The sequence below is a fragment of the Xanthomonas euroxanthea genome, assembly GCF_900476395.1.
Lineage (GTDB): Bacteria > Pseudomonadota > Gammaproteobacteria > Xanthomonadales > Xanthomonadaceae > Xanthomonas > Xanthomonas euroxanthea.
The window spans coordinates 194,607-212,744 of the sequence record NZ_UIHB01000005.1 but is presented as its reverse complement, the minus strand read 5'-3'; the positions used below and the strand labels follow the sequence as shown (position 1 = coordinate 212,744).

The following is an 18,138-nucleotide window of genomic DNA, read 5'->3' as shown; positions in this document are numbered from 1 at the left end:
CCCACCGCTGATCCCGGCCGCGCCAGTTGGCAAGGCGCCTGCACGGCGTTGTTTCTGCACCACCTCTCGCCACCCCTTTATCCGAGCCTGTCCCGCAACGGGCAGATCTCCCTTGCAGCCATCGCGCTGCAGCCAGCCCAGACCTCATTCTTGCCCATGATCAACATCACGCTCCCCGACGGCAGCCGCCGCGAATTCGAATCCCCCGTCTCGGTGATGCAGGTCGCCCAGTCGATCGGCGCCGGCCTGGCCAAGGCGACCATCGCCGGCCAGGTCGACGGCCAGCTGGTGGATGCCAGCGACGTCATCGACCACGATGCCAGCCTGCGCATCATCACCGCCAAGGACCCCGAAGGCGTGGAGATCATCCGCCACTCCTGCGCGCATCTGGTCGGGCATGCGGTCAAGCAGCTGTACCCGGAGGTCAAGATGGTGATCGGCCCGGTCATCGCCGAAGGCTTCTACTACGACATCTACAGCGAGCGCCCGTTCACGCCCGAAGACATGGCCGCGATCGAGCAGCGCATGCAGGAGCTGATCGCGCAGGACTACGAGGTGATCAAGAAGGTCACCCCGCGCGCCGAGGTGATCGAAGTGTTCACCCAGCGCGGCGAGGAGTACAAGCTGCGCCTGATCGAGGACATGTCCGAGGACATCACCGCGATGGGCCTGTACTACCACCAGGAATACGTGGACATGTGCCGCGGCCCGCACGTACCCAACACGCGCTTCCTCAAGGCCTTCAAGCTGACCCGCATTTCCGGCGCCTACTGGCGCGGCGATGCCAAGAACGAGCAGCTGCAGCGCATCTACGGCACCGCCTGGGCCGACAAGAAGCAGCTGGACGCCTACATCCTGCGCATGGAAGAAGCCGACAAGCGCGACCATCGCCGCATCGGCAAGCAGCAGGACCTGTTCCATCTGCAGGAAGAGGCGCCCGGCCTGGTGTTCTGGCATCCCAAGGGCTGGTCGCTGTGGCAGGTGGTCGAGCAGTACATGCGCAAGGTCTACCGCGACAGCGGCTACGGCGAAGTGCGTTGCCCACAGATCCTGGACGTATCGCTGTGGCAGAAGTCCGGCCACTGGGACAACTACCAGGATGCGATGTTCTTCACCGAGTCGGAGAAGCGCACCTACGCGGTCAAGCCGATGAATTGCCCCGGCCACGTGCAGGTGTTCAACCAGGGCCTGCACAGCTACCGCGACCTGCCGATCCGCTACGGCGAGTTCGGCGCCTGTCACCGCAACGAGCCGTCCGGCGCGCTGCACGGCATCCTGCGCGTCCGCGGCTTTACCCAGGACGACGGGCATGTGTTCTGCCTGGAATCGCAGATCGAAGCCGAAGTCACCGCCTTCCATCAGCAGGCACTGGCGGTCTACACCGCGTTCGGCTTCGAGGATATCGAGATCAAGATCGCGCTGCGCCCGGAAAAGCGCCTGGGCGACGACGTGACATGGGACAAGGCCGAAGCCGCGCTGCGCAGCGCGCTGGGCGTGTTCGGGGTGGAGTGGCAGGAGCTGCCGGGCGAGGGCGCCTTCTACGGTCCCAAGATCGAGTACCACCTCAAGGACGCCATCGGCCGCACCTGGCAGCTGGGCACCATGCAGGTCGATTTCATGATGCCGGGCCGCCTCGGCGCCGAGTACGTGGACGAGCACAGCCAGAAGAAGCATCCGGTCATGCTGCACCGGGCGATCGTCGGTTCGATGGAGCGTTTCATCGGCATTCTGATCGAACACCACGCCGGCGCCTTCCCCTCCTGGCTCGCTCCGGTCCAGGTCGTTGTCGCAAATATCACCGATGCACAGGCAGACTATGTCGACTCGGTTCGGAAAACCCTTGCAAATCAAGGCTTCCGTGTGAACGCCGATTTGCGTAACGAGAAGATCGGTTATAAGATTCGCGAGCATACGCTGCAACGCGTGCCTTATCTCCTCGTCGTCGGTGACCGCGAGAAGGAAAACGGTGCCGTCGCCGTGCGGACTCGTTCGGGAGAGGATCTCGGGACCATGACGGTTTCGGCCTTCATCGAGCGTCTGCAGGCAGAGCAGGCAGCGTGAGCCAACCCCGGCCGGTCTGGATGATCCGGATGCGCCGGTTCGATTCCCCTGGGAGATTGCAATATCAGTACCCCTGACAACAAACAGAACCGCAAGAACCAAGAAATCCGTGTGCCGCGCGTCCGCGTGATCGGCAGCGACGGTGAGATGGTCGGCGTGTTGTCGCGCGACGAAGCGCTCGCCAAGGCCGAGGAAGAAGGCCTGGATCTGGTTGAAATCCAGCCGCAGGCCGATCCGCCGGTCTGCAAGATCATGGATTTCGGCAAGTTCAAGTTCGAGCAGCAGAAAAAGGCCAACGAGGCCAAGAAGAAGACCAAGCAGGTCGAGATCAAGGAACTCAAGTTCCGTCCGGTCACGGACGAGGGCGACTACCAGATCAAGCTGCGCAACATGCGCCGCTTCCTGGAAGAGGGCGACAAGGTCAAGGTCAACATCCGCTTCCGTGGCCGTGAAATGAGCCACCAGGAGCTGGGGCGCGAGATGGCGTCGCGGATCGAGGCCGACCTGGGCGACGATATCGTCATCGAGTCGCGCCCGCGCCTGGAAGGGCGCCAGATGGTCATGATGATCGCGCCGAAGAAGAAGATCTGATCCCGCGGCGGGACGGGCCCGGTAGGGCCCGCCTGGCCGGAGACGGCATCCATTTGCAAGAATTCCCGGCAACGGGTAGACTGCGCGGCCCGGTTTTGCCGGGGCGCCGCGCAAGCGGTACAGGACCTGTCCGGATCGTGTTCGATCAAGGACTTACAAGCAGGCAAGGGCATGGATGGAAAGCGTGGTCGCAAGACTGCCGCCCGGGTCAGTGACAAAACACCATCAAGGACATTGCAATGCCCAAGATCAAGACCAACCGGGCGGCGGCCAAGCGTTTCCGCAAGACCGCCTCCGGCAAGTACAAGTGCGGCCACGCAAACCGTAGCCATATCCTCACGAAGAAAGCGACCAAGCGGAAGCGCAACCTGCGGCAGACGAATCACGTCCGTGCCGAGGACGCAGGCCGTCTTGACCGTATGCTTCCCTACCTCTGAGGACTGAACCATGGCACGAGTAAAGCGTGGTGTGCAGGCGCGCCGCCGCCACAAGAAAATTCTGACCCTGGCGAAGGGCTACTACAATGCCCGTCGCAAGGTTTTCCGCGTCGCCAAGCAGGCGGTCATCAAGGCGCAGCAGTACGCCTATATCGGCCGTAAGCAGAAGAAGCGCGTGTTCCGTTCGTTGTGGATCACCCGCATCAACGCGGCTGCCCGCATCAATGGCCTGAGCTACAGCCGTTTCATGAACGGCCTGCTGAAGGCTGGTATCACCCTGGACCGTAAGGTGCTGGCCGATATCGCCGTGCACGACGCCGCCGGCTTTGCCGCGCTGGCTGAGAAGGCCAAGGGCGCGCTGGCGGCGTAAATGCAGGTCCCTCTGCAAGAGCCCGCACATCCATGTGCGGACTTTTGAAAGGGTAGTTTCTTGTCGGGGTTTGCGCATTCGTGTGCAGGCCTCCGGCGAGGGCAAGCAGATATGCAGGGGGAAGGGCGCGAGTCCTTCCCCTTTTGCGTTTTAGATGGCCGGCATCGTTGAGTGGATGCCGGCCAGGACGCGATTTGAGTGGCAATGCATTCCGGTGCACCCGGAAACACCGTTCGGCTGAGCAGTTGAGGCGCGAGTGCAATGAGTGAGATTCAATCCCTGACCGAGCGTGCGCTGGCCGATGTCGCCGCCGCACAGACGCCGGACCAACTGGAAGCCTTGCGCGTCGCATTGCTGGGCAAGAGCGGCAGCATCACCGCCCAGCTCAAGCAGCTCGGCACGCTGCCAGCCGATCAGCGCAAAGCCGCTGGCGAAGCGATCAACCTGGCGCGCGATGCGCTGACCGCTGCATTGTCCGAGCGCAAGCACGCGCTGGAAAATGCTGCACTGGACGCGCGTCTGGCCGGGGAGCAGATCGATGTGACCTTGCCAGGGCGTCGCGGTGAACGGGGCGGATTGCACCCGGTCACGCGCACGCTCGAACGCATCGTCGAGATCTTTGCGCGCCTGGGCTATGAGTTGTCCGATGGTCCGGAGATCGAGGACGACTGGCACAACTTCGAAGCCCTGAACTTTCCGCCGCACCATCCGGCGCGCGCGATGCACGACACGTTCTATTTCGGCGATGGTCGCCTGTTGCGCACCCATACCTCCGGTGTGCAGGTGCGCTACATGGATGCACACACACCGCCGCTGCGCATGATCGCGGCCGGCAAGGTGTACCGCTCCGACTCGGACCAGACCCACTCGCCGATGTTCCATCAGGTCGAAGGCCTGCTGGTGGACGAGCATTCCACCTTCGCCGATCTCAAGGGCACCTTGTCCGAGTTCGTGCGGGCGTTCTTCGAGCGCGACTTCGAAATGCGTTTCCGCCCCAGCTATTTCCCGTTCGTGGAACCGGGCGCGGAAGTGGATATCGCCTGGCAGCAGCCGGACGGCAGCACGCGCTGGCTGGAAGTGCTCGGCTGCGGCATGGTGCACCCGAACGTGCTGCGCAGCGTCGGCATCGACCCGGAGCGCTACACCGGCTTCGCGTTCGGCCTGGGCGTGGAGCGCTTTGCGATGCTGCGCTACGGCGTCAACGACCTGCGCGCGTTCTTCGAGAACGATGTGCGTTTTCTCCGGCAGTTTGCTTGACGGCCGGGAATCGGGAATTGGGAATGGGGAATCGCAACAGCCACGCGCTCTGCAGGTCCCATTCCGAAGGCCCGGCGCCCTTGCCTTTGCGATTCCCCATTCTCCATTCCCGATTCCCGGCTCCTCATGAAATTCTCTGAAAATTGGCTGCGCAGCCACGTTCCCATCCAGGCGAGCCGCGACGAGCTTGCCGCGACGCTGACGGCGATCGGTCTGGAGGTCGAAGAGGTCACGCCGTTGGGCCAGGCGCTGGGGCAGGTGGTGGTGGCGCGTATCGTCGAGGCGGTACGTCATCCGGAAGCCGACCGTCTGCAGGTCTGCAGCGTCGACGCAGGGCAGGGCGAGCTGCTGCAGATCGTGTGTGGCGCGCCCAACGCGCGTGCCGGTCTGGTGGCGCCGTTGGCGCTGGTCGGTGCAAAGATCGGCGAACTGACCATCACCGCGGCCAAGCTGCGCGGGGTCGCGTCCAACGGCATGCTGTGCTCGGCCAAGGAGCTGGGTCTGGACAGCGACGCGTCCGGCCTGTTCGAGCTGCCGGACGATGCGCCGGTGGGCCAAGCCCTGGCCGAGTATCTGGGGCTGCCCGATGCCAGCATCGAGATCAAGCTCACGCCCAATCGTGCCGATTGCTTCAGCGTGCGCGGTATCGCCTTCGACGTGGCGGCGGCATGCGCCAGCGAAGTGGTGGCCTTCGATGCCGGTATCGTGGCGCCGGTGTCCACGCGCACGCTGGCGGTGGAGCTGCATGCCGGTAGCGAGGCGCCGCGCTACTGCGGACGCGTGATCGAAGGCATCGACCCGGCCGCGAAAACGCCGGTGTGGCTGGCTGAGCGGCTGCGCCGCAGCGGCGTGCGTCCGGTTTCGCTGCTGGTGGATATCACCCAGTACGTGATGCTGGAGCTTGGCCAGCCGATGCATGCGTTCGATCTGGATACGCTGCAGGGCCCGATCGGTGTGCGCCGATCGCGCGGAGGCGAGCAGCTGGCGTTGCTGGATGGGCGGCAGGTCACGCTGGACGACAGTTTCCTGACCATCACCGATGCCGATCGCCCGGTGGCATTGGCCGGCCTGATGGGTGGGCTGGACACGCGCGTCACCGAGACCACGCGCAACGTGTTCCTGGAGTCGGCGTATTTCGACCCGGCCGCGATCATGGGCCGTGGCCGCAAGTTCGGGCTGCATACCGATGCCGGTCATCGCTTCGAGCGTGGTGTGGATCCGGCGCTGCCGCCGCAGGCGATCGAAGTGGCGACGCGGCTGGTGCTGGAGCTGGCCGGTGGCACGCCGGGCCCGGTGGTGCATGCGCAACTGCCGCAGCATCTGCCGCAGCCGGCGCGGATCCTGCTGCGGCGTGCGCGGATCGCGCGCGTCCTCGGTATCCGGATCGACGATGCCGAGGTCGTGCGCATTCTGGGCGCGCTCGGCATGCAGCTGGAGGCGGTAGCCGAAGGCTGGCAGGTGATGGCGCCGAGCCGTCGCTTCGATATCGCCATCGAAGAGGATCTGATCGAAGAGCTGGCGCGTATCCACGGTTACGACCGCGTGCCGACCACGCTGCCGGGCGGGGCAAGCCGGATTGCGATGCCGAGCGAGACCCAGCTCGACGAGCTCAGCGTGCGCCGCCAGCTGGTGGCGCGCGAGCTGCAGGAAACCATCAACTACGCCTTCGTCGATGCCACCTTGCTGGAGCGCTGGCAGCTGACCGACGGCCTGGTGCCGCTGGCCAATCCGCTCAGTGCCGAGCTTGCGATCATGCGTCCGCGCCTGCTGCCGGGCCTGGTGGCGACGCTGGGCCGCAATGCCGCCCGCCAGGCCGGCCGCGTGCGCCTGTTCGAGCTGGGCAAGGTGTTCGCTGCCGCCTCCGAGGCTGGCGCTGCCCCGCAGGAGTCGCAGCATGTCGCCGCAGCCGTGTGTGGCGATGCCCTGGCGCTGCAGTGGGGCGAGCCGGCGCGCAAGGTGGACTTCCACGATCTGAAGGGCGACCTGATGGCGCTGGCGGCGGCCAGCGGCGCGGTGCTGGACTTCCAGCCCTCCGCCCAGCCCTTCGGGCATCCGGGGCGCTCGGCCGACATCCATCGCGACGGCGTTTGCATCGGCTGGATCGGGCAGGTGCATCCGCGCCTGGCCAAGGCCTTGGACATCGACGTGGATGTGATCGCGTTCGAGCTGCAACTGACCGCGTTGGTCCAACGCGCGTTGCCGCGTGCCGGTGAACTGTCGCGGTTCCCTTCGGTCCGTCGCGACCTGGCCTTCCTGGTGCCGGAAGAGGTGAGCTGGGCGGCCCTGTCGGCCAGCGTGCGCACCACGGTCGGGCCGTTGTTGCGCGAGGTGCAGCTGTTCGACCGCTATGTCGGGCAAGGGGTCGAGCCAGGTTTCAAGAGTCTGGCTATGGGCTTGATTTTGCAGGATAACTCGCGCACTCTCACCGACCGGGACGTCGACGCAGTCGTTGCCGATGTGGTGGCCGTGATCGAGCGCGAGCACCGCGCCCGGATCCGGAGTTGAGGCGGTAACCAGGGGATTGGCATGGCATTGACGAAAGCGGAGATGGCCGAACGTCTGTTCGACGAGGTCGGTCTGAACAAGCGCGAGGCAAAGGAATTTGTCGACGCGTTCTTCGATGTGCTGCGCGATGCGCTGGAGCAGGGCCGTCAGGTGAAGCTGTCCGGTTTCGGCAACTTCGATCTGCGGCGCAAGAATCAACGGCCCGGTCGCAATCCCAAGACCGGTGAGGAAATTCCGATCTCGGCGCGCACGGTGGTGACTTTCCGTCCGGGCCAGAAGCTCAAGGAGCGGGTGGAGGCTTATGCTGGATCCGGGCAGTAATCGCGAACTACCGCCAATTCCGGCCAAGCGCTACTTCACCATCGGCGAAGTCAGCGAGCTGTGCGACGTCAAGCCGCATGTGCTGCGCTATTGGGAAACCGAATTTCCGAGCCTGGAACCGGTCAAGCGGCGCGGCAACCGGCGCTACTACCAGCGCCACGATGTGCTGATGGTGCGCCAGATCCGCGGCCTGCTGTACGAGCAGGGCTACACCATCGGTGGCGCACGTCTGCGTCTGGAAGGCGATGGCGCCAAAAGCGAGTCGGCACTGAGCAACCAGATCATCAAGCAGGTGCGCATGGAACTGGAAGAGGTTCTGCAACTGCTGCGCCGCTAGGAAAACGTTTCACAAAGCCGCTATAATCGCAGGCCGCCCTCGTGGCGGATGCAACATCTTCGGGGTATAGCGCAGCCTGGTAGCGCACTAGTCTGGGGGACTAGTGGTCGTCGGTTCGAATCCGGCTACCCCGACCAAACACAGAGCCCATGTCTTCACGGACATGGGCTTTTTTGTTGCGCCGCAACATGCGGTCGGCGGCGTGTAATGCGGGTGACACGATATGCATATCGGCATATTGCAGAGCAGCATGAAAGCACTGGTCGCGTCCGTTTCATCGCGGTCCCGCTCGCATGGACCTGGGTCACGGAATGTGGCTAAGTGTCCGAAAATGCTCTGAATCAGTCGCGCTGGATTAGTACGTGGATCACGTTTTGTTAACGGTGTAACGACGAACTTGAATCAATAGGCCAACGCCGTCAAAAAAATGGCGAGCAGCGTCTTGCGATGCCTTGGTTCTATGCCATAGTGCACTGCAACACGTCACACCTGTCGTGATCCCGAGCGTCTTGGGATGAATTTCTCTGTCGTACGTTCTTGCTGGCGTGTTAGCCGGTCGAATGCTGCGCGAGGTCCTGTCCCACCCAACCGAGGCAGCCAGCCACACGCATGAAAAAACTGATCGGACGATTCTGCCAAGGCCTCAGCCTGGCGTTGATCTGCTCGATGGCACTGGGCGCATGCAGCACCGGTCCGAAGATGGCGGACTCCCTGCCGCTTCCGGATCCGCTCGCAATGTCGGCAGTGCAACCGGAGTATCGACTCGCCCCAGGCGACCTGTTGTTGTTCAAGGTGTTCCAGGTCGATGACCTGGAGCGGCAGGTCCGCATCGATCAGAACGGCCACATCTCGCTGCCGCTGATCGGCGACGTCAAGGCGGCCGGCCTGGGTGTCGGCGAGCTCGAAAAGCTGGTGGCAGACCGCTACGCCGCCGGATACCTGCAGCAGCCGCAGGTATCGGTGTTCGTGCAGGAGTCCAATGGTCGCCGGGTGACGGTGACCGGTGCGGTCGACGAGCCGGGGATCTATCCGGTGATCGGCGCCAACCTGACCCTGCAGCAGGCCATTGCGCAGGCCAAGGGTGTCAGCACGGTGGCCAGCCGCGGCAACGTCATCGTGTTCCGCACCGTCAACGGGCAAAAGATGATCGCCAGATTCGATCTGACCCAGATCGAGAAGGGGGCCAACCCGGACCCTGAGATCTACGGCGGCGACATCGTTGTGGTGTATCGCTCGGACGCACGCGTCTGGCTGCGCACCATGCTGGAACTGACCCCCCTTGTGATGGTGTGGCGCGCTTACCGATGAGTATGAATTCAGACAATCGTTCCTCCCCGTCTCATCGTCATGGGCATCTTGAGCTGGCCGACGTTGGCTTGCTCGACTACTGGCGCGCGCTGGTGTCGCAGCGCTGGTTGATCATCCTGATCACCGTCGCGGCCGTGGCGCTGGCCTTTGGCGTCACCCTGCTGATGCCGGAAAAATACCGCGCCACCAGCACGCTGCAGATCGAGCGTGATTCGCTCAATGTGGTGAACGTCGACAACCTGATGCCGGTGGAGTCGCCGCAGGATCGCGATTTCTACCAGACCCAGTACCAGCTGCTGCAGAGCCGTTCGCTGGCCCGTGCGGTGATCCGCGAGGCCAGGCTCGACCAGGAGCCGGCGTTCAAGCAGCAGGTCGACGAGGCGCTGGAAAAGGCCGCTGCCAAGAATCCGGAAGCCGGCAAGTCGGTCGACTCGCGCCAGGCCATCATCGAGCGCAGCCTGACCGATACGCTGCTGGCCGGGCTGGTGGTCGAGCCGATCCTCAATTCGCGCCTGGTCTACGTCAATTACGATTCGCCGGACCCGGTATTGGCGGCCAAGATCGCCAACACCTACACCAAGGTCTTCATCGTCAGCACGCAGGAACGCCGCATCAAGGCGTCTTCGTTTGCGACCAAGTTCCTGGCCGAGCGTCTGGAGCAGTTGCGCGACAAGGTGGAGGACTCGGAAAAGAATCTGGTCACCTATTCCACCGACGAGCAGATCGTGTCGGTGGGCGATGACAAGCCATCGCTTCCTGCCCAGAACCTGAGCGACCTCAACGCGATGCTGGCATCGGCGCAGGACACCCGCATCAAGGCCGAGGCAGCCTGGCGTCAGGTCAGCAGCGGCGATGCGATGTCGCTGCCGCAGGTGCTGAGCAACCCGCTGATCCAGAGCCTGCGCGGCGAGCAGATCCGCCTGAACACCGAGTATCAGCAGAAGCTGTCGACCTTCAAGCCGGACTATCCGGAAATGCAGCGCCTGAAGGCGCAGATCGAAGAGTCGCGCCGCCAGATCAATGGCGAGGTCATCAATATCCGCCAGTCGCTCAAGGCGACCTACGACGCGTCGGTGCACCAGGAGCAATTGCTCAACCAGCGCATCGCCGGATTGCGGAACGATGAGCTGGACCTGCAGAGCCGCAGCATCCGCTACAACATGCTCAAGCGCGACGTCGATACCAACCGCCAGCTCTACGATGCGCTCCTGCAGCGCTACAAGGAGATCGGTGTGGCGAGCAACGTCGGCGCCAACAACGTGACCATCATCGACACCGCAGACGTGCCTACGTCTAAGACTTCGCCGAAACTCAAATTGAACCTCGCCTTGGGCTTCATCTTTGGCGTATTCCTGGGCGTGGCTGTGGCTCTGGTGCGCTACTTCCTGCGAGGCACGCCAGCGCAGGCGCGGTTGGACTGACATCGTGGTGTTGCACAACGATGGGTTAATTGAAGTGACAACTGATTCAGCGTGGAAAAGGTTGGATCCCGTATGTTTCGGGCTCCTTCGTTTGAAAGTTTGTCTCTGTTGAAACAAAGGGCTGTCGTGCGATCTGGGGTCGGTAGGTATTACCGCGGTGATTGCTCGACGGAGATGATTGAAAGCTCGCGTGCGATTCGTATGTTCCCCCGCATGCACCGTATCGAGTTTGGAGGACATCCCCATGCTTTTGGCAGACTTGAGTAGCGCGACTTACACGACATCCTCGCCGCGATTGTTGTCCAAGTATTCGGCTGCAGCCGACCTGGTCCTGCGTGTCTTCGACCTCACCATGGTCGTGGCTTCCGGGCTGATCGCCTATCGCATCGTCTTCGGTTCCTGGGTGCCTGCGGCACCGTACCGGGTCGCCATCGCCACCACGCTGTTGTATTCGGTGATCTGCTTTGCGCTGTTTCCGCTGTATCGCAGCTGGCGCGGTCGCGGGCTGTTGAGCGAGCTGATGGTGCTGGGCGGCGCGTTCGGCGGCGTGTTCGCGCTGTTTGCGGTGCACGCACTGATCGTGCAGGTCGGCGAGCAGGTGTCGCGCGGCTGGATCGGCCTGTGGTTCGTCGGTGGCCTGGCCTCGCTGGTGGCGGCCCGCACGGTGCTGCGCGGCTTCCTCAATCACCTGCGTACCCAGGGTGTGGACGTGCAGCGGGTGGTGGTGGTGGGTCTGCGCCATCCGGTGATGAAGATCAATCACTACCTCAGTCGCAATCCCTGGGTCGGCATGAACCTGGTCGGCTATTTCCGCACGCCGTACGACATCGCGGTGACCGAGCAACGTCAGTCGCTGCCGTGCCTGGGCGATCCGGATGCACTGATCGAGTATCTGCAGGACAACCAGGTCGAGCAGGTGTGGATCTCGCTGCCACTGGGCGAGCGTGACCACATCAAGCAGCTGCTGCAGCGCCTGGATCGCTATCCGATCAACGTGAAGCTGGTGCCAGATCTGTTCGACTTCGGCCTGTTGAACCAGTCTGGCGAGCAGATCGGCAATGTGCCGGTGATCAACCTGCGCCAGGGTGGTGTGGACCGCGACAACTACTTCGTGGTCGCCAAGGCACTGCAGGACAAGATCCTGGCTGTCATCGCGCTGATGGGCCTATGGCCGCTGATGGCAGCGATTGCGGTCGGTGTGAAGATGAGTTCGCCGGGTCCGGTGTTCTTCCGCCAGCGTCGTCATGGCCTGGGCGGTCGCGAGTTCTACATGTTCAAGTTCCGCTCGATGCGTGTGCATGACGATCATGGCACCACCATCCAGCAGGCGACCAAGAACGACAGCCGCATCACCCGTTTCGGGGCGTTCCTGCGCCGGAGCAGCCTGGACGAGTTGCCGCAGATCTTCAACGTGCTCGGTGGCAGCATGTCGATCGTGGGTCCGCGTCCGCACGCGGCGCAACACAACACCCATTACGAAAAGCTGATCAATCACTACATGCAGCGCCATTACGTCAAGCCGGGCATCACCGGTTGGGCGCAGGTCAATGGATTCCGTGGCGAAACCCCGGAGCTGCGCACGATGAAAAAGCGCATCCAGTACGATCTGGACTACATCCGTCGCTGGTCGCTGTGGCTGGATATCCGCATCATCGTGCTGACCGCAGTACGTGTGCTCGGACAGAAGACCGCGTACTGATGATGGCGGGGAGTGTGCGACCTGGCGCGCCGAGCGCCGCGGGCGGCTGCATTGCAGTCGCCCCTTTCAAGCAGGCGTCTGCATGCTGATCCGAATGAGCGACGAGGCCCGCGTTCGCTGGCACAACCTGCTGATTGAACTGACGCTGCTGGTCGGCGTCGGTTACAACCTGGTGCTGGCGCTGATCAATGCGAACGTGTTCACCGTGCGTCCGGTGATCACCTACGCGGTCGAGTTCATGGTCTATGCCGCGTGTTTCCTGCTCGGCCTGGGCTCGATGAGCCGCAAGCGCATCGCCTTGATCATCAGCGGCCTGGGCCTGATCGTCACCTTGATGTTCGTGCGCTTCCTGGTGAACTGGCAGGTCGATCCGAAGTTCTTCCGCGACGCGCTGGTGGTGTTTGCGTTCGTGGTGCTTGGTTCGGCCTATACCGGGTCGGTACCCAAGCTGTTCGTGCGCATGACCATCATCGTGTCGTTGGTTGCGGCGTTCGAGTTGGCGACGCCCAGTGTCTACGGCGACCTGGTCAACCCGAAGAGCTTCTTCGTCAACGCGCGCGGCATGAGCGCGGAGGGGTTCTGGAACGAAGACAGCAACCTGTTCGTCAGCGCCACGCGACCGGGCGAGCGCAACTTCCTGCCCGGTTCCAATCTTCCCCGCGCCTCCTCGATGTTCATCGAGCCGGTGACCATGGGCAATTACATCTGCTTCTTTACCGCGATCGTGCTGGTGTTCTGGCGCTGGATGCGGCCGGCGATGCTGCTCCTGTCGGTCGGCCTGATCGGCTTCATGATCGTGGCCTCCGATGGGCGGCTTGCGGCGGGCACCTGCGTGCTGATGGTGCTGCTGTCGCCGCTGCTGAAACGCCTGGATCAACGCCTGGCCTTCCTGATTTTCCTGATCGTGATCATGACCGCATGGTTGCTGGTGTGGATCACCGGGATCACTGCCTATCAGGACAACACGATGGGCCGGGTCTTCTTCACCGTCAATTCGATGAATAACCTGTCCTTCAACTCATGGATGGGCCTGGATTTTGCGCAGGCGTACCGCTACTTCGACAGCGGCATCGCCTACTTCATCGCATCCCAGTCGATCGTCGGCGTGCTTGCGTTCCTGCTGTCGTATTCGTTCCTGTTGTTGATGCCGAGCAAGGAAGGGCAGCTGTTCAAGAACCTGGCGATCTTTGCGTTCGCGCTGAGCTTGCTGGTGTCCAACGGTTACTTCTCGATCAAGACCTCGGCATTGTGGTGGTTCGTGTGCGGCTGCCTGTGGCACATGCGGCCGACCTGGTCTGCTGCAAGCATCGCGCAGCAGACCAGCCAGGATCCGTCCGACGATGAGGCACGATTGCCACTGCCCGCGGGAGGCGCACGATGAGTGTGGCGGCAACGCACGCACCGCAGCCGGTTGCATCGGCGGCCGGCGTGCACGTTGCCAACGGCGGGCGCAGCCGCGACCCGCGCATTGATGCCACCAAGGCCCTGGCGATTCTGCTGGTGGTGTTCTGCCACGCCAAGGGCGTGCCGCAAGCGATGACGCTGTTTGCCTACAGCTTTCATGTGCCGCTGTTCTTCATGGTGTCCGGCTGGCTGGCATCCGGCTATGCGTCGCGGACCACCGGGTTGGCGCAGACGATCAGCAAGCAGGCGCGCGGCCTGCTGCTGCCGTATGTGACGTTCTATCTGCTCGGTTACGCCTACTGGTTGCTGACGCGCAATATCGGCGAGAAGGCGGCGCGGTGGGGCAGCCATCCGTGGTGGGAGCCGATCTTGGCGATGTTCACCGGTATTGGCCCCGATCTGTACGTGCAGCCTCCGCTGTGGTTCCTGCCGGTGATGCTGGTGACGGTGCTCAGCTATTTCGTGCTGCGCCGCTGGATGCCGCCGGTGCTGATCGCGGTGGCGTCGCTGCCCCTGGCCTGGTGCTGGATGGGCTGGTTTCCGGGCCAGCAGCTGCGACTTTTCTTCGGCCTGGACGTACTACCGGTGTCGCTGTGCTTCTACGCGCTGGGCGCCTTGCTGGTCCACATTTCCGCACGTCTGCCGACCTCCTTGCCGGTGAGTGCGCTGGTGACGCTGCTGCTGGCCTTGCCGGTGGCCTGGCTGGCCGATCGCAATGGCCGGATCGACGTCAACATGCTGGAATTCGGCCGCAGCCACGCCGGGTTCATGCTCGGTGCGGTGCTCGGCTCATTGATGGTGATCTGCGCGGCGCGGCTGGTGCAGGGCTGGGCCTGGATACAGTGGATCGGCCGCAATACCTTGCTGATTTTGTGCACCCACATGCTGGTGTTCTTCGTGCTTTCCGGTGTTGCAGCGTTGGCCGGCGGATTCGGTGCCTCGCGCCCCGGGCTGGGCTGGGCAGTGTTCGTGACGGTGTTTGCGTTGCTTGCGAGCGTGCCGCTGCGTTGGGTGCTGATGCGTTTTGCGCCGTGGACCCTGGGTGCCCGCCCGGTGGCGGCATGACTGGCGCTGCGGCATGACCACCGCACCGTATTCCAGCCCGGCCGGGCACGGCGACCTGGCGGCCACGGCCGCGCCAGCGCCTGCATTGACCCGCGATTGGCAGATCGATGCAGCAAAGGCACTGGCCATCGTGCTGGTGGTATTGGGGCATGCCAACGGCATGCCGGCCGCCTACAAACTGTTTGCCTACAGTTTTCATGTCCCGCTGTTTTTCGTGCTGTCCGGCTGGGTCGGCGAGCGCTTCGGCCACCGCGCGATGACGGTGGCGACGATCAGGAAATTGGCGCGCACGTTGCTGGTTCCCTACCTTGCGTTTTTCCTGGTGGCCTACGCCTGCTGGTTGCTGATGGGAGTGACCAGCCGCGCGCCGCATCCATCGCATGTCCTGCCGTGGTGGGATCCGTTCGTCGGTCTGTTCTGGGCCAACGGCACGCGCCTGTACGTGCTGCCGGCGTTGTGGTTCCTGCCGGCCTTGTTCGTCACCACGCTGGCCTACATCGCCTTGCGCACGCGCCTGACGACGGCCGCCCTGGCTGCGACCAGTCTGCTGCTCGCATTGGCATGGGCGGGCTGGTTTCCGTCATTGCATCTGCGGCTCCCGTTCGCGCTGGATGTAGTGCCCGTTGCGCTGTTCTTCATCGCCGTGGGCGGATGGCTGTCGCGCCATGCCGATGCACTGCGCGCGCTCGGGGCCGCGGTCTGGACATTGGCCCTGCCGGTGCTGGCGGCAGCGTGGTGGTGGCTGGCCGGATGGAACGGGCAGGTGGACGTGAACAATCTGCAGTTCGGGCATTCCGCTGCGGTGTTCCTGCTGGTCAGCCTGCTGGGTACTGCAATGACCTTGTGTGTGGCCTACTTCGTTCGGCAGTGGCGGTGGCTGCAGTGGATCGGCGGCAATACCCTGCTGATCCTGTGCACGCACACATTGGTGTTTCTGGTGCTCACCAGCGTGGTGGCACGAACGGGCGTGATCGCACCTGGCACGATCGGCACCCCGGCCTGGGCAATGGGCCTGGGTGCATTCGCTATCGTTGCCAGCGTGCCGATGCGCGCGGTGCTGGTGCGCGTTGCGCCGTGGATGTTGGGATTGAAACGTAAATGACGAGCTTCCAGAATGATTGGCCGAACATGCAGATGTCTCTGCGTCGCTGGCACAGGAGATTGGCGTAATGAAAGTGGTGCATGTCGTCCGCCAATTCCACCCTTCGATCGGAGGCATGGAAGAAGTCGTTCTCAATGTGGCCCGTCAGCATCAGGCCACCAGCGCCGATACGGTGGAGATCGTGACCCTGGATCGGGTGTTTACCGATCCGGGTGCGCAGCTTGCGGCGCAGGAGACGCATCAGGGCTTGCCGATCCGGCGCATCGGGTATCGCGGCTCCTCGCGTTATCCGTTGGCGCCGTCGGTGCTGGGCGCGATCCGCTCGGCCGACCTGGTCCACCTGCATGGCATCGATTTTTTCTACGACTATCTGGCACTGACCAAGCCGCTGCATGGCAAGCCGATGGTGGTGTCCACGCACGGCGGCTTTTTCCATACCGCATATGCCTCGCGGATGAAGCAGCTATGGTTTCAGACGCTCACCCGCACCTCGGCACTGGCATATGCGCGGGTGATCGCCACCAGCGAGAATGACGGCGAGCTCTTCGCCAAGGTGGTGTCGCCGGCACGTCTGCGGGTGATCGAAAACGGCGTGGACGTGGAGAAATACGCAGGGCAGGGCGCAGCAACGCCGGGGCGGACCATGATGTATTTCGGCCGCTGGTCGGTGAACAAGGGCCTGATCGAAACCCTGGAGCTGCTGCAGGCGGCGCTGCAGCGCGATCCGCAGTGGCGGTTGATCATCGCCGGGCGCGAATACGATCTGAACGAGGCCGACCTGCGCAAGGCGATTGCCGAGCGGGGCCTGCAGGACAAGGTGCAGCTCAGCATGTCGCCCTCGCAGGAGCAGCTGCGCAGCCTGATGCAGCAGGCGCAGTTCTTCGTCTGCCTGTCGCGCCACGAAGGCTTCGGCATCGCCGCGGTCGAGGCGATGAGTGCAGGCCTGATTCCCATCCTCAGCGACATCCCGCCGTTCGTGCGCCTTGCCAGCGAATCGGGGCAGGGCGTGATCGTCAACCGCGACAGGATCGATGCGGCCGCAGACCAGGTGCAGGCGCTTGCGCTGCAGGCGGACGTGGATTTCGACGCGCGTCGTGCAGCGTCCATGGCCTACGTGGGCCGCTACGACTGGAAGCATGTGGTCGGGCGCTACGTCGATGAATACCACACCGCGTTGGGCACCCGTCGTCCGCAGGAGGCAGTGCGATGAGCGCGCCTGCATCGGCAGCGACTGCGCGGGCGGCCGCGCAGCCACAGGTCACCGTGCTGTTCTCTACCGAAAAGCCCAATGCCAGCACCAATCCGTATCTGACCCAGCTGTATGCGTCGCTGCCCGATGCAGTGCAGCCGCGCTTCTTTTCGATGCGCGATGCGCTGTTGTCGCGCTACGACGTGCTGCATCTGCATTGGCCCGAATACCTGCTGCGCCATCCCAGTTCTGTCGGCACCCTGGCCAAGCAGATGTGTGCGGCGCTGTTGTTGCTCAAGCTGCAGCTGACCGGCACGCCGGTAGTGCGCACCCTGCACAACCTGGCGCCGCACGAGGATCGGGGCTGGCGCGAGCGCGGCCTGTTGCGCTGGATCGATCGGCTGACGCGTCGCTGGATCCGCATCAACGCAACCACGCCGCCGCGACCGCCGTTCACCGACACCATCCTGCACGGCCATTATCGCGAGTGGTTTGCACAGATGCCGCAGGGCACGCCGGTGCCGGGGCGGCTGCTGCACTTCGGCCTGATTCGCCCGTACAAGGGGGTGGAGACGCTGCTGGAGGTGATGCGTCAGGTCGATGATCCGCGCCTGAAGCTGCGTATCGTCGGCAACCCGGCCACGCCGCAGATGCGCAGCCTGGTGGAGGATGCCTGCGCGCAGGATCCGCGCATCAGCGCCTTGCTGGCCTATGTCGAAGAGCCGGTGCTGGCACGCGAGGTCAGCGAGGCCGAGCTGGTGGTGCTGCCGTACCGGCAGATGCACAACTCCGGCACCTTGTTGCTGGCGCTGTCGCTGGCACGCCCGGTGCTGGCGCCGTGGAGCGAATCCAATGCGGCGATCGCCGAAGAAGTCGGCCCGGGCTGGGTATTTCTTTACGAGGGCGAATTCGATGCGGCATTGCTGACCGGCATGCTGGACAAGGTACGCGCCGCGCCGCGCGGTGCGGCGCCGGATCTATCGCAACGCGACTGGCCACGGATCGGGCAGCTGCACTACCGCACCTACCTGGAAGCGCTCGGCAAGGATGGAGACGCCGCGCTGTGACCGC

At 63.6% G+C, this 18,138-nt stretch carries 16 protein-coding genes and 1 tRNA gene; all 17 read left to right on the top strand.

The genetic code is table 11. From position 1 onward, the window contains the following. Positions 1 to 156 precede the first annotated feature (156 nt). Complete coding sequence (gene thrS, locus CPBF1521_RS15030) at positions 157 to 2,061, top strand: threonine--tRNA ligase (RefSeq protein WP_115677500.1); 1,905 nt, start codon at positions 157 to 159, stop codon at positions 2,059 to 2,061. A 48-nt stretch (positions 2,062 to 2,109) separates the two neighbouring features. Then, positions 2,110 to 2,652, top strand: coding sequence for a translation initiation factor IF-3 (infC, locus tag CPBF1521_RS15025; protein ID WP_080591364.1), 543 nt, complete (start codon positions 2,110 to 2,112; stop codon positions 2,650 to 2,652). A gap of 239 nt (positions 2,653 to 2,891) precedes the next feature. Continuing rightward, positions 2,892 to 3,089, top strand: coding sequence for a 50S ribosomal protein L35 (gene rpmI, locus CPBF1521_RS15020; RefSeq protein WP_002811096.1), 198 nt, complete (start codon positions 2,892 to 2,894; stop codon positions 3,087 to 3,089). 10 nt (positions 3,090 to 3,099) lie between these two features. After that, positions 3,100 to 3,459, top strand: coding sequence for a 50S ribosomal protein L20 (rplT, locus tag CPBF1521_RS15015; RefSeq protein ID WP_016903313.1), 360 nt, complete (start codon positions 3,100 to 3,102; stop codon positions 3,457 to 3,459). A gap of 261 nt (positions 3,460 to 3,720) precedes the next feature. Then, positions 3,721 to 4,716, top strand: coding sequence for a phenylalanine--tRNA ligase subunit alpha (locus tag CPBF1521_RS15010; protein WP_115677499.1), 996 nt, complete (start codon positions 3,721 to 3,723; stop codon positions 4,714 to 4,716). A 126-nt stretch (positions 4,717 to 4,842) separates the two neighbouring features. Beyond that, entirely contained in the window at positions 4,843 to 7,221 is a 2,379-nt protein-coding gene (pheT, locus tag CPBF1521_RS15005; protein WP_115677498.1) for a phenylalanine--tRNA ligase subunit beta, read from the top strand. 21 nt (positions 7,222 to 7,242) lie between these two features. Then, a complete protein-coding gene (locus CPBF1521_RS15000; RefSeq protein ID WP_002811076.1) occupies positions 7,243 to 7,542 on the top strand; it encodes an integration host factor subunit alpha in 300 nt (99 codons plus the stop codon). Beyond that, a complete protein-coding gene (locus CPBF1521_RS14995) occupies positions 7,523 to 7,879 on the top strand; it encodes a MerR family transcriptional regulator (protein ID WP_005995911.1) in 357 nt (118 codons plus the stop codon). Before CPBF1521_RS15000 ends, CPBF1521_RS14995 begins: the two co-directional genes overlap by 20 nt. Positions 7,880 to 7,939: 60 nt before the next feature. Beyond that, a tRNA-Pro gene (locus CPBF1521_RS14990) sits at positions 7,940 to 8,016 on the top strand. A 472-nt stretch (positions 8,017 to 8,488) separates the two neighbouring features. Continuing rightward, entirely contained in the window at positions 8,489 to 9,187 is a 699-nt protein-coding gene (locus CPBF1521_RS14985; protein WP_164739129.1) for a polysaccharide biosynthesis/export family protein, read from the top strand. Then, complete coding sequence (locus tag CPBF1521_RS14980) at positions 9,169 to 10,608, top strand: GumC family protein (protein ID WP_104582010.1); 1,440 nt, start codon at positions 9,169 to 9,171, stop codon at positions 10,606 to 10,608. The genes CPBF1521_RS14985 and CPBF1521_RS14980 overlap by 19 nt, the downstream gene beginning before the upstream one ends. 244 nt (positions 10,609 to 10,852) lie before the next feature. Continuing rightward, positions 10,853 to 12,307, top strand: coding sequence for an undecaprenyl-phosphate glucose phosphotransferase (locus CPBF1521_RS14975; protein ID WP_104582011.1), 1,455 nt, complete (start codon positions 10,853 to 10,855; stop codon positions 12,305 to 12,307). 94 nt (positions 12,308 to 12,401) lie between these two features. Then, positions 12,402 to 13,688 carry a polysaccharide biosynthesis protein GumE gene (locus tag CPBF1521_RS14970; RefSeq protein ID WP_166765961.1) on the top strand — a complete coding sequence of 429 codons (1,287 nt, stop codon included), beginning with the start codon at positions 12,402 to 12,404 and terminating at the stop codon, positions 13,686 to 13,688. Next, positions 13,685 to 14,776, top strand: coding sequence for an acyltransferase family protein (locus tag CPBF1521_RS14965; protein WP_115677496.1), 1,092 nt, complete (start codon positions 13,685 to 13,687; stop codon positions 14,774 to 14,776). The genes CPBF1521_RS14970 and CPBF1521_RS14965 overlap by 4 nt, the downstream gene beginning before the upstream one ends. Positions 14,777 to 14,789: 13 nt before the next feature. After that, entirely contained in the window at positions 14,790 to 15,878 is a 1,089-nt protein-coding gene (locus CPBF1521_RS14960; RefSeq protein ID WP_115677495.1) for an acyltransferase family protein, read from the top strand. A 67-nt stretch (positions 15,879 to 15,945) separates the two neighbouring features. Further along, a complete protein-coding gene (locus CPBF1521_RS14955) occupies positions 15,946 to 17,088 on the top strand; it encodes a glycosyltransferase family 4 protein (protein WP_115677731.1) in 1,143 nt (380 codons plus the stop codon). Then, complete coding sequence (locus CPBF1521_RS14950) at positions 17,085 to 18,134, top strand: glycosyltransferase (RefSeq protein WP_115677494.1); 1,050 nt, start codon at positions 17,085 to 17,087, stop codon at positions 18,132 to 18,134. Before CPBF1521_RS14955 ends, CPBF1521_RS14950 begins: the two co-directional genes overlap by 4 nt. Positions 18,135 to 18,138: the final 4 nt, after the last annotated feature.